Below are 10,547 nucleotides of genomic sequence, written 5' to 3' on the forward strand. Positions count from 1 at the left end.
CCGCTAAGGAGTAAAAGTATTAATACTGGGGCGGATCATATAAATCCGCAGTAGTGGTATCCACTACTTTGATGTCCCGGATACCACCCAGCTCGCCTCCGGTTGTCATGAACATATTCTTAGCAAGAATAAGGTTCATGGCGGCCTCCGCTTCCACCGCGGTTAAATCTTCTTTGGGGGCGGGCAAAGTGAGACTAAAGGTGCTCCCCAAAGTCGTAGCGAAAGTTAAGCGAAGAATCTTCTTCTGCGTGTTATCAGCCATATTCAGACCCTCCTTGAAACAAAATAGTTCATAATCTACTCCTCTATGAGATCATAGCGGTTATTCCGGGTTACGGATATTAAGGGATAGTCTAACAAATCAAAAAGTGCAACCGCTACTTCATAAAGGTCGGTGTCAGTTACATCTGCCTTAAGCCCGGTAATACTCTTTTGCCGGATAACCGGCGAGCCGTTGACCATTCCGGTCTGATACCGGACGATCATTTCCGTAGCTAAAGGAATAGAGATGACTGTCATGATTATTCCCCCCTTAGTTTGATGTTGACCGGCCCTGAAGGGGCCCGTCTCTATACTCTATGCTCCCCGGGGAGAAGGGGTTACACTTGTCTGCAAGAAATTTCCTATATTTGTAATTTTGGGATGTGGAAATGGGAAAATTTTAGGCTAAAAGATCTTGACATCCGATAGCTATATCCCTATAATTTAGACAATTTACCTAAATCCAATCAAGGATTAGCCAAATGGCTAATCAAATGGGGGGAGCGCACTGCTCGGCAATTGGCTGCAAAAACATGTGCTGATCGAATACTCACCGTTTTTAGAGATGGTGGCCAGCCTTCATGTTTTACAGGATCCGGAACACCATCTGGGGAGACTGAACTGGGCACGGGAAACAGAGGCCTTACTTTCCCCTGCTCTGAAAAGGCAACTAGTCAAATTGGGACAGATTTCCAACGATTGGCTGAACCTTTATGATCTCCATGATCTGGGTAATTTTCAGGAATCCTCAGTAGAAGAAGGAATCGAAAAGCTTTTGGCAGTTGAGGAGAGACAGTTTGTCTACTGTTTGTTGGGACAGGTCATGCCGCTGGACCACGTTGATCAGTGGTTACAGGGTAACGAAGTAGATAAGGAGCAATGGCGGAAGGAACGGCCCCTTTTACTCAAGCCTGCCACTTGGCGCCGACAGTTTGCAGAGGTGCTCTTCACCTATTATCAGGAGTATTTTTCCCAAGAGTTGCGCCGGATCGAGCCCTGGCTGATTTCCTCCGTACATACCTTCCAGGAAAGGCTTCGTAAAGAGCCTTTGGAGGCCATGGAATCCATTCATCCGCGTTTTGTCCTGCGTGACCAGGAAATTCTTTTCTATAAAGCCCAGACCTGGCGCTTTTCCTATCAGGATATCTCCGGAATTATGGTTCGGCCGTCCACTTTTATAGCCCCTCATCTTTTAATGGGGACCAATGAAGCTGCAGTTACTGTGGGATACGCGGTAACCGTTCCCGGTGCGGAGCGATATGATGCTGTCCCCAGGGATTTGCTGGGTATTATGAACGCCATGTCGGATGAGAGCCGGATGAAGATTCTCAGGCAGGTGTTTTATCATCCCTACTGTACACAGCAGTTAGCAGAGATGTACAATCTTTCCGAAGCAACGGTGTCCAAGCATTTGAAAATTTTAAGCCGGGCGGGGTTGGTTTATAGTCAACGTAAAGGAAACTATGTGTTTTATTACGGGGACAGGAACAGGATTCAGCTGATCCCTGTAGATTTGAATCAGTTTTTTGACCAACCTCTTCTTGACTAACCGATCCTTGATCAATTGAATGAGCGGAAGGGGAAATAGAGATGTGGCAAACCTTCAGAGCCACTTTCCGGCGCAATTATCTCACCATGCGCCGGGCTTATCCGTGGTCCTTTTTTATAGGCAATATCTTAAGTGCCGTCTACACGGTCTTGTTTGCTTATCTAACCTATAACTATGTTTTTTTAGGCCAGATGGAAACCCGGTTTGCGGATTTTGCCGGAACCGGGGATTATATTTCCTACGTAGTGCTGGGAGGAACAGTGTATTCTTTAGCTGTATCCATGCTCATGATCGTCAGCCGTGCTCTGATCACGGAGCTCAGGGAAGGAAGCCTGGAAGCACTGCTGCTAACCCCATCTTCCCGCAAAGGTTATTTCCTGGGAACAGGGTTGCAGGGATTGATGCGTGTTGGAATAGAGTTCAGTGTTATCATCCTGATCGGCTGGTTTCTTGGGCTTAATCTGACCCATATCAATGGGCTGACCGCCTTTATCATCCTATCGATCACGATAGGCTCTTTTTTTGCCCAAGCTTTAGTCTTGGGGTCAATCATGCTCTACTTTCGCGATACTTACATAACTCAAAACACACTTTTCATCGTGATGGCGCTGGTGTCAGGAGTGACTTTTCCCGTTCAGTATTTGCCCGGCTGGCTGCAGCCGCTGAGCATGATGATGCCCCTCAATTACGGGCTGCAGGCTTTCCGACGCAGTGTCATAGAGGGAAGTGGGTTGTGGGCCAGCAGAAATGAGCTCACTTCATTAATTGCACTCGGTTTGATCTATTTTGCAATTGGGGTATGGGCTGTTCAGGTCACAGAAAAAAGGGTTGTGGAAAAGATCTTCGATTAATTGATATAGGGAGGCTGGAACATGTTAACAGCTGTAAATTTGCGCAAAGTTTTTGTCACCAAGGAGAAAAAGGGACCTTGGCGAAGCAGGAAAAAAGAAGTAGTGGCCGTCAATACCTTGGATTTGGCAATAAGGCCGGGGGAAATTGTTGGGCTGCTGGGAATAAACGGAGCCGGTAAAACCACCACGATCAAAATGCTCTCCACCCTATTGGTGCCTACAGCCGGAAGCATTATGGTTGATGGGACAGATGCCGTAAAGGAACCTATGAAGGTGAAGAAACGCATTAATATGATTGCCGGGGGCGAGCGGATGCTCTACTGGCGATTGACGGCACGGGAGAATCTAGCCTATTTTGGCAGTTTATATGGATTAAGCGGGAAAGCGCTGACGGAGCGCATCCATCGTTTGCTGCAAGCGGTGGAACTGGAAGCTGCCGCCGATACTCCGGTGGAGCAGTATTCAAAAGGGATGAAACAAAGGCTGCAAATTGCCCGGGGCCTGATCAATAACCCCAGTTATCTTTTTCTTGATGAGCCGACTTTAGGGTTGGATGCCCCTATCGCCAAACATTTGCGGGAGCATATACGCAATCTGGCCCTTAAGGAGGGAAAAGGGATCCTTTTAACCAGTCATTATCTCACGGAAGTTGAGGCCCTGTGTGAACGGGTCTATATCATTGATCAGGGTGAATTGGTGATCCATGATACCCCGGAGAGGGTTATCCAGAAAGTGGCTGCGGGTGAAATTCTTTTCCTTTGGGTATCCGGGCTTCTGCCTGCAACCCATGAACACCTGAGACAAATGCTGGTGCCCCTTGAAGCTTCATTAACCATCCTGGAGCAAAGTGATGGGGTGGAGCTGCGTATACAGTCCAAGGGAGAGATAACGGCACAGGTGCTGAAATTTTTATTTGAGCATGGTGTCATTCCTCATCGTTTGGAGGTCGAAAAACCAAAGCTTGAGGATGCTATCCTAAAGCTGGCCGGAAGAGAGGAAAAAGGGAGGGAAAAAGCATGAAAGAACTCATTCAGGTTTTGGGGGCCGAGATGAAAAAAAGCCATCGCCTCAATTTTCATAGCTCACTTATTTATTTCTCTTTACTTGTCTGGCCGGCTATTACTTATGTCTCAGCCTACTATTCATTTAAGCCCTTTGATTTGGGGGAGTACAGTCCTCTGAACCGTTTTTTGAACGCTGAGAATATAGGCTTGTTTCTTTTAACCGGGTATTTAGGATATATTTTCTTCTGGTCCCTGGTCCAATCCGCCTGGCAGATGTCTTTTGAACGGTATGCCGGGACCATAGAACTTATTTTTCTTTCCCCTGTATCCCGCTTGGGAGTGATTTATGGGCGGGCTGCCGCTGATCTTTTGGCAGGAGTATGGCTTTTTTCCACCTTCGCTTTTTTGGCGGCAGTGTTGGTGGGCGGCGTTCATCTGGCCGGTTGGTGGAGCGTTCCTTTAGGGTTGCTGATTCTGGCCTTTTCAGCCGTGATTTGGGGTGGATTTTTAAATGTGATTTTCTTATTTTCCAGGGACTCGGGTTTTCTCTACACTATCCTGGATGAACCCATGCTGATTTTTTCCGGAGTGCGTATTCCCGTTGCCGCCCTGCCTTGCTGGGGGAAGCTGATCGCCTTGGTATTTCCCCTTACCTATGTCTTGGCGATTCTGAGAGACCTGGTCATCGAAGGATATGGCTTTACTCAGATTCTTCCCTCTTTGGGGGTCTTGCTGGCAGTGCTGGCGGTGCTTTTTCTTTTCAGCAGCCGTTTGGTGATCCTTGCCGAAAAGCATGCTTTGAAGACTGGGAATCTTAATTTGTTCTAAAGGGACAAAGAATGGGGACGTGAAAGTGGGGAAACATAATATTTACTAGATTTCCACAAGATTCTTATATTGGAAAGGAATATATCATAATGATGACGAAATATAGTAGTAGTGCTACTTAAATAGTGCTGCTTAGTGGTCGCGGTCAAGGCCCGATTGTGCAGATGGTTTCTTAGTCAGTTGATGAGAGCCTCCATAGGGCGTCGTCGACTAGGAATAATCTAAAGGGAGTGAGAGTTATGAGTTTATTCAAAAGGGTGAGTGACAACATCAGGGCCAATCTTAACAGTTTGCTGGATAAGGCAGAAGACCCGGAAAAAATGTTGGATCAATATCTGCGGGATATGGAAGAGGATATTGCCGAGGCGGAAGTGGCTGTAGCCAAGCAATTGGCAGTGGCCTGGAAATTCAAAGCTCAGCTGGATGATGCGGTGGCTCTGGTTGAAAAACGGGAAGCTCAGGCTATGGAGGCTTTGGGAAATAATCGTGAAGACCTGGCCCGCCGAGCCCTTGAGGACAAGAAAATCAATAAAGCTAAAAGCGAGGAATTCCGCCGGCAATACGAAAGCAGCAGTGCCATGGCGGAACAGCTTCGCTCTGAATTAAAAGAGATGAAAAACGAATACGAAAAGCTGCGGATTAAGCGGGATACCCTGGTGGCCAGGGCCCAAGCGGCTAAAGCCCAGCAAGAAATCCACGGGGCTGTGAGCGGATTGGGCAAGGACAGCACCCGGAGGAACTTTGACAGAATGGAGGACAAAGTCCTGCGTATGGAAGCCGAGGCCAAGGTTGCGGGGGATTTAAGAGAAAAAGATCTTGATCAGGAATTGGAGTCCCTGGGCAAGGATGCCGAAATAGAGAAGGAATTGGCAGCCTTAAAGGAACGCCTTATGACTAAAAACGAGTAAGGGCCGTAGGTTGAACAGCGCGGGGAGGGGATAGTAGTGCTGGAAGTATATTGGATGTGCTTAAGCGGCGGAGTGCTGTTCGCGCTGGTGAGCATTATCTTTGGTGATGTATTAGGAGATATCTTTGACGGTGTATTTGATGCCCTCTCTTTCGATCATGTTGATTTTCTCCATCCCATGGTTTTGGTGGGAGGAGTTACGATCTTCGGCGGGTCCGGGGTGATGTTGAGCCGTTATACGGCTATGGAGCCTGTTCCCGTGGCTCTTCTTTCCTTGATGATTGCTATTGCCCTCTCGATTTTGGTCTATTTTGCCTATGTGAAGCCCATGAAAAACAGTGAGAATTCCACAGGTTTTTCCATGAAGGATCTTGTGGGAAAAATCGGTGAAGTAAGTGTTCCTATCCCGGTGGGAGGTTATGGAGAAGTGATTCTTAGGGTTGGGGCCGGCAATACCAACCAGATCGCGGCCACTCTTGAGCAGGCGGACATACCTGCCGGAACGAGAGTTGTGGTTGGGGAAACGAAAGACGGAGTACTTTATGTATTCCCTTATGATAAGTCCTTCGGTAATATGTCAAGACTCTAAGCGAGTCAAATTTTCAGTTAGCTAATAATCAGTGGGCAAAAAAGGCAACAAGAAACCATCTCATTCCCAAACTATCGTGGGAAAAAGTTACAAAAATGGAGTATCGGTTAGCGCAATTCATGCTTGGTTAGCATTCCCCCTATTGCCATGTGGCCTATAGATTTGGTTGCTGCGTAGCAGAGCATCAACCATACGGACGAGTTTGCGTGCAGTAAGCACGAGAGCACGGCGATGATGATGAGTCTTACTTTCCGAAAATTTACGTTGGTAGAAGACCTTGTACTCTGGTTCCTTTTGGCGTACTAAGTTAGCAGCCTGGATGATATAACTGCGCAAGTAGGTGTTGCCAGTTCGAGTTAAGGGTGTGTCATCGGCTGTAAAATCACCTGACTGGTGGGTACGCCAGGTTAACCCAATAAACTTTGCTAAGGCTCCTTCATTCGGAAAACGACGGATGTCTCCGATCTCAGCAATAATACCCGCTGAAAGCACAGGGCCAATACCGGGAATGGTAATGAGCGTATTCGGGAAATGCCTGATTTCTGCTTCGATTGCCTTATCGATTTTCTTTACCTGCTTCTCCAAGGTGTGGATGGTTTCAATGCTCGTGGCCAGGATAAGGTTAATGGGTTGCAATAGGCTTCCACGCAGTCGATGGGCCTTGCGGGCAGCTTCCTTCAACTCTCTGGCTTTGGTTTCCGGATCCTCGAAATGACGTTTTCCTTTCTCCATGAGGAAATCAATCAGTTCATCAAGCGGTCGAGCCGCAACCTCTTCTGGAGAAAAAAACTCAAGTGTCAAGGATTCAGAAGTAGCGCCGAAAGTGTTACTAAAAACCGCACCTTGGGCAAGCGTGCTAAACTTCAAGAACAAGTTCGTGAGAAAATAATTCTTCTCTCTGGAAATCATCTCAATCAAATGACACCGAAAGCGAGTGAGGCGCTGTAAGGGTAAGTAGCGGAAATCGACCTGAGAGCCCTCTGGGAGCCGACCGAAGCGTAGACGTTCGGCAATGACCCAGGCATCAATCCAATCGTTTTTCGGAAGGTCCACATAAGCCTTCTTGAAATTAGCAACGACCTTGGGGTTAAAGGAATAAATTTGGGGCTGCAAAGGGGCTAAAGAATGGTCTTCCGCTAAGAACATTTGTAACGGCCAACTGTATACGGAAGTGGCCTCTAAACCAATAACCAGCCGGTCCACATTCACTTGAGCACAGGCGTCAAAGAGATATCGGGCAACTTGCTCACAACCAGGCTGATCATTCAAAGCCCGTAGCCTTTTAACCGGTTCATTACCACGCTCATCTAAGATTCGCACTTTAAAATCACTGGAACTCACATCAATACCGACAAATAAACTCAATTAAAATCACCTCACTTTCTGAGCCAAACAATTTGTAAGATTAACGTTGGGACCAGGCACCACAACAGGTCAACAACCTCGCCGAATCAGCACTTGTCCTAAAAAGACCTCGGATCCAACCGATCTGCTACTATCGGAGGAGTTCCCTTTAAGCTGTGCAACCTTCGAGTTAAAAGTTCAAATTGTGGGCTGGCAGTCAGACTTAAAAAGAGGTCAGAGCCTCAAGGAGGAAAAGGCTTTGCCAGAACGAACCTCACGGTACCATTTTGCTTGAAATCCCAACAAATTTAAATACTTTTTTGTTGTCAAAGAACGATCTGAGGAATCTCAGGTATTCCTCATCCTGAGCCTGTGGACAGTGCCAGCCTGTGGAAAAGTCCTTTGGGGTCTGTCTTAAAAGAGCTTTCCCAACAGGCTTTGGACAAGTCGAATTTGAAGTATGCCTTGGGGTTGACTTGTCCACACTGCCCACAGGCACGACGGCTGCATGGGGTATGCGTTATCCTGTGTGCATCTTGTTGCTGTTGACCATATCTACTGAATTTCCAGTTTTCTATGGTCATTTAAATACCCCACGTTCCATTAGTTTTTGGGACTCGTGGGGCAGGAACTAAATCAATTATACGAGGAGGAAATATAATGTTGGATTTTTTAGCGATACCGATGATTGTGCTGGCGGTTATTATTGTGCTCGGGTTGGCCTTTTGGGCCAGGTATAAGACGGTAGGTCCGGATCAGGCCATGATCGTCACCGGTTCTTATCTGGGCACGAAAAATGTTTATACCGACGAATCGGGCCGCAAGATTAAAATCGTCCGCGGTGGCGGGGCCTTTATTCTGCCGGTTTTCCAGCAAGCGAAATTTATCTCTCTGCTTTCCCATAAGCTTGACGTTACCACTCCGGAGGTGTACACGGAGCAGGGGGTTCCGGTGATGGCGGATGGGGTGGCTATCATCAAAATCGGCGGTTCGGTGGAAGATGTGGCTACAGCGGCTGAGCAATTTCTCAGCAAGCCTGCTCAGGCTTTAAGTCAGGAAGCCCAGGAAGTTTTGGAAGGACACCTGCGGGCGATTTTGGGGATGATGACTGTTGAAGAAGTCTACCGTAACCGGGATAAGTTCGCTCAGGAGGTTCAGGGGTCGGCAGCCAAGGATTTACGGAAAATGGGTCTGCAAATCGTCTCCTTTACCATCAAAGATATCCGCGACAAAAACGGTTACCTGGAAGCCTTAGGTAAACCGAGGATCGCTATCGTCAAGAGGGATGCCGAAGTTGCGGAAGCGGAAGCAGTGCGTGATGCCCGGATTCAGAAAGCGAAAGCCGCCGAAGAAGGTCAGAAAGCGGAGCTGTTGAGAGATACCAGCATCGCTGAAGCAACGAAAGAAAAGGAACTCAAAGTCGCTTCCTTCAAAAAAGAACAGGATACGGCTATGGCTGAGGCTGACCAAGCCTATCATATTCAGGAAGCCCGTTCCCAACAACAGGTCACAGAAGAGCAGATGAAGGTTACTTTGGTCCAGAAAGAAAAAGAAATCGAAATTCAGGAAAAAGAAATATTGCGCCGCGAGAAGCAATATGATGCTGAAGTGAAGAAAAAGGCCGATGCTGACAGGTATGCAGTGGAACAGGCTGCGGAAGCGGATAAAGCCAAAAGAATGCGGGAAGCTGATGCCCTAAAATATAAGATCGAAGCGGAAGCCAAGGCCAATGCCGAGCAGAAACGCCTGGATGGTCTGGCTATAGCCGAGGCTGAAAGGGCGAAAGGAACGGCTGAAGCAGAAGTGGTCCGCCTGAAGGGATTAGCTGAAGCCGAGGCTAAGGAGAAACTGGCGGAAGCCTTTGAAAAATACGGTCAGGCTGCCGTTCTGGACATTATCGTCAAGATGCTGCCCGAGTTAGCCGGCAAGATCGCCGAGCCCTTGAAAGCCATTGATAAACTGACGGTTGTCGATACCGGAACGGGGCAGGGGGCGGCTAAGTTAAGCAACTATGTCACCACCCTGATGGCCACCGCCCCGGAAATGCTCAACAGCGTGTCGGGCATCGACTTGGACAAACTGGTCAAGCAGCTCACCGGTGAGATTGTGGATGCAGCTGAGCCTGAAGATAAAAATAGGCAGGGATAGTCAGGCCAACCAAAGGTGCGGAAAATTTTCCGCACCTTTATCAATGTGCACATGGCCGCCAGGGTGCCAGGGACTACTCCAGCAGCTCAAAGATCTCCAGCCAGCGCTTTTCCAATCCTTCCTTCTCAGCATAGACCTGTTGCAATTGGGCCAGGTCCACAATCTCCCGGAGTTGAAGATCCAGGGATGATATCTGCTCCTCCAAGTCCTTGAGCTCTGATTCCAGTTTTTCGAGGCGATAGTCCGGAGTTATTTTATCCCTGGTCGGGAGGGAGTCACTCCCGCCTTGTTTGACCGTCGGTTTCTCTCTCTTGAGTTGTACTTCCTCGTTATGAACCCTCTCATTTTGATGGTGGGCGGTTCCCATCTTCTCTTCCGCATAGCTGAAGTTTCCCTCAAAGCAGTGCACCGCTCCGGCTTCAAGCCAATACACCTTGTGAAAGAGCTTATTGAGAAAGTAACGGTCATGAGAGACAGCCAGCAGGGTTCCATCATAGTTTTCCAGGGCATCCTCCAGGACCTGCAGGGAGTCCATGTCCAGATGATTGGTGGGTTCATCAAGGATCAGGAGATTATTGTCCTGATACATAAGCTGGGCTAAGCGGAGCCGCATCCGCTCCCCGCCGCTCAGCTGAGATACCTTCTTATAAACCATAGGCCCGTAAAAGAGGAAGCGGGCGAGAGTATTTCTGGCCTCTCCTTCAGTCATGGGGATGTCTTCACGGAAAAGATCGATCACTGTTTTTTCTTTCGTGTCGGAGAAAACCTGCTGGGATAGATAGCCGATTTTGACATTGCTGCCGATGCGCACTTCTCCTTGGTCCGGGCTCAGTTCCCCTAAGATCAATTTAATTAAAGTGGATTTTCCCGTGCCGTTTTCACCGACGATGGCAGCCCGCTGCCCAAAAGCAAGGTGGAGGTTGACGTTGGTGAAAAGGGGGTGATTGCCGCCAAAGCCCTTGGCGACATCCTGGAGCAGAACCACATCTTTACCGCTGCGCTCGGAAGCCTCCATCTCCAGATTCATTTTCTTGCGGTTGAGCTGAGGGCGGCTGAGTTTTTCCAT

General features: G+C 48.3%; 11 protein-coding genes. 7 read left to right on the plus strand and 4 right to left on the minus strand.

What is annotated here, in order from left to right:
- Positions 1-19: 19 nt before the first annotated feature.
- Together DESLBE_RS26340 and DESLBE_RS26345 are read right to left on the minus strand one after the other, a co-directional pair.
- Complete coding sequence (locus tag DESLBE_RS26340; protein WP_041272368.1) at positions 20-262, minus strand: DUF2922 domain-containing protein; 243 nt, start codon at positions 260-262, stop codon at positions 20-22.
- 35 nt (positions 263-297) lie between these two features.
- Complete coding sequence (locus DESLBE_RS26345; protein ID WP_041272367.1) at positions 298-519, minus strand: DUF1659 domain-containing protein; 222 nt, start codon at positions 517-519, stop codon at positions 298-300.
- A gap of 277 nt (positions 520-796) precedes the next feature.
- Between DESLBE_RS26345 and DESLBE_RS26350 the strand changes: the two genes are divergently transcribed.
- From DESLBE_RS26350 to DESLBE_RS26375, 6 genes are all read left to right on the plus strand, one after another.
- Positions 797-1,810, plus strand: a complete 1,014-nt coding sequence (locus tag DESLBE_RS26350) for a metalloregulator ArsR/SmtB family transcription factor (RefSeq protein WP_011460099.1) — start codon at positions 797-799, stop codon at positions 1,808-1,810.
- A gap of 41 nt (positions 1,811-1,851) precedes the next feature.
- Positions 1,852-2,661: an ABC transporter permease gene (locus DESLBE_RS26355; protein ID WP_144678581.1), complete on the plus strand. Its 810-nt coding sequence runs from the start codon at positions 1,852-1,854 to the stop codon at positions 2,659-2,661.
- A 21-nt stretch (positions 2,662-2,682) separates the two neighbouring features.
- The gene (locus DESLBE_RS26360; RefSeq protein ID WP_144678582.1) at positions 2,683-3,681 is read left to right on the plus strand and encodes an ABC transporter ATP-binding protein; all 999 of its coding nucleotides are present in this window, start codon (positions 2,683-2,685) and stop codon (positions 3,679-3,681) included.
- Positions 3,678-4,493 (plus strand): ABC transporter permease, encoded by an 816-nt coding sequence (locus DESLBE_RS26365; RefSeq protein WP_018306830.1) that lies wholly within the window; start codon positions 3,678-3,680, stop codon positions 4,491-4,493. The genes DESLBE_RS26360 and DESLBE_RS26365 overlap by 4 nt, the downstream gene beginning before the upstream one ends.
- Before the next feature lie 239 nt (positions 4,494-4,732).
- The gene (locus DESLBE_RS26370) at positions 4,733-5,401 is read left to right on the plus strand and encodes a PspA/IM30 family protein (protein ID WP_144678583.1); all 669 of its coding nucleotides are present in this window, start codon (positions 4,733-4,735) and stop codon (positions 5,399-5,401) included.
- A 36-nt stretch (positions 5,402-5,437) separates the two neighbouring features.
- Positions 5,438-5,989 (plus strand): NfeD family protein, encoded by a 552-nt coding sequence (locus DESLBE_RS26375; RefSeq protein WP_144678584.1) that lies wholly within the window; start codon positions 5,438-5,440, stop codon positions 5,987-5,989.
- A 117-nt stretch (positions 5,990-6,106) separates the two neighbouring features.
- On the opposite strand, the gene DESLBE_RS26380 is transcribed toward DESLBE_RS26375, so the two are convergent.
- Positions 6,107-7,354, minus strand: a complete 1,248-nt coding sequence (locus DESLBE_RS26380) for an IS110-like element ISDha12 family transposase (protein ID WP_005808714.1) — start codon at positions 7,352-7,354, stop codon at positions 6,107-6,109.
- Positions 7,355-7,993: 639 nt separating this feature from the next.
- Here DESLBE_RS26380 and DESLBE_RS26390 point away from each other — a divergent pair.
- On the plus strand, positions 7,994-9,481 hold the full coding sequence (locus DESLBE_RS26390) for a flotillin family protein (protein WP_011460095.1): 1,488 nt from the start codon (positions 7,994-7,996) through the stop codon (positions 9,479-9,481).
- Positions 9,482-9,554: 73 nt separating this feature from the next.
- Here DESLBE_RS26390 and DESLBE_RS26395 read toward each other — a convergent pair.
- A partial coding sequence (locus DESLBE_RS26395) for an ATP-binding cassette domain-containing protein (RefSeq protein ID WP_144678585.1) occupies positions 9,555-10,547 on the minus strand: 993 nt, incomplete at its 5' end.

Source organism: Desulfitobacterium sp. LBE (assembly GCF_007830365.1).
Lineage (GTDB): Bacteria > Bacillota > Desulfitobacteriia > Desulfitobacteriales > Desulfitobacteriaceae > Desulfitobacterium > Desulfitobacterium hafniense.

Coding starts and splice junctions, on each gene's coding strand:
- DESLBE_RS26340 (WP_041272368.1), bottom strand. CDS start 262: ATGGCTGATAACACGCAGAAGAAGATTCTTCGCTTAACTTTCGCTACG.
- DESLBE_RS26345 (WP_041272367.1), bottom strand. CDS start 519: ATGACAGTCATCTCTATTCCTTTAGCTACGGAAATGATCGTCCGGTAT.
- DESLBE_RS26355 (WP_144678581.1), top strand. CDS start 1,852: ATGTGGCAAACCTTCAGAGCCACTTTCCGGCGCAATTATCTCACCATG.
- DESLBE_RS26360 (WP_144678582.1), top strand. CDS start 2,683: ATGTTAACAGCTGTAAATTTGCGCAAAGTTTTTGTCACCAAGGAGAAA.
- DESLBE_RS26365 (WP_018306830.1), top strand. CDS start 3,678: ATGAAAGAACTCATTCAGGTTTTGGGGGCCGAGATGAAAAAAAGCCAT.
- DESLBE_RS26370 (WP_144678583.1), top strand. CDS start 4,733: ATGAGTTTATTCAAAAGGGTGAGTGACAACATCAGGGCCAATCTTAAC.
- DESLBE_RS26390 (WP_011460095.1), top strand. CDS start 7,994: ATGTTGGATTTTTTAGCGATACCGATGATTGTGCTGGCGGTTATTATT.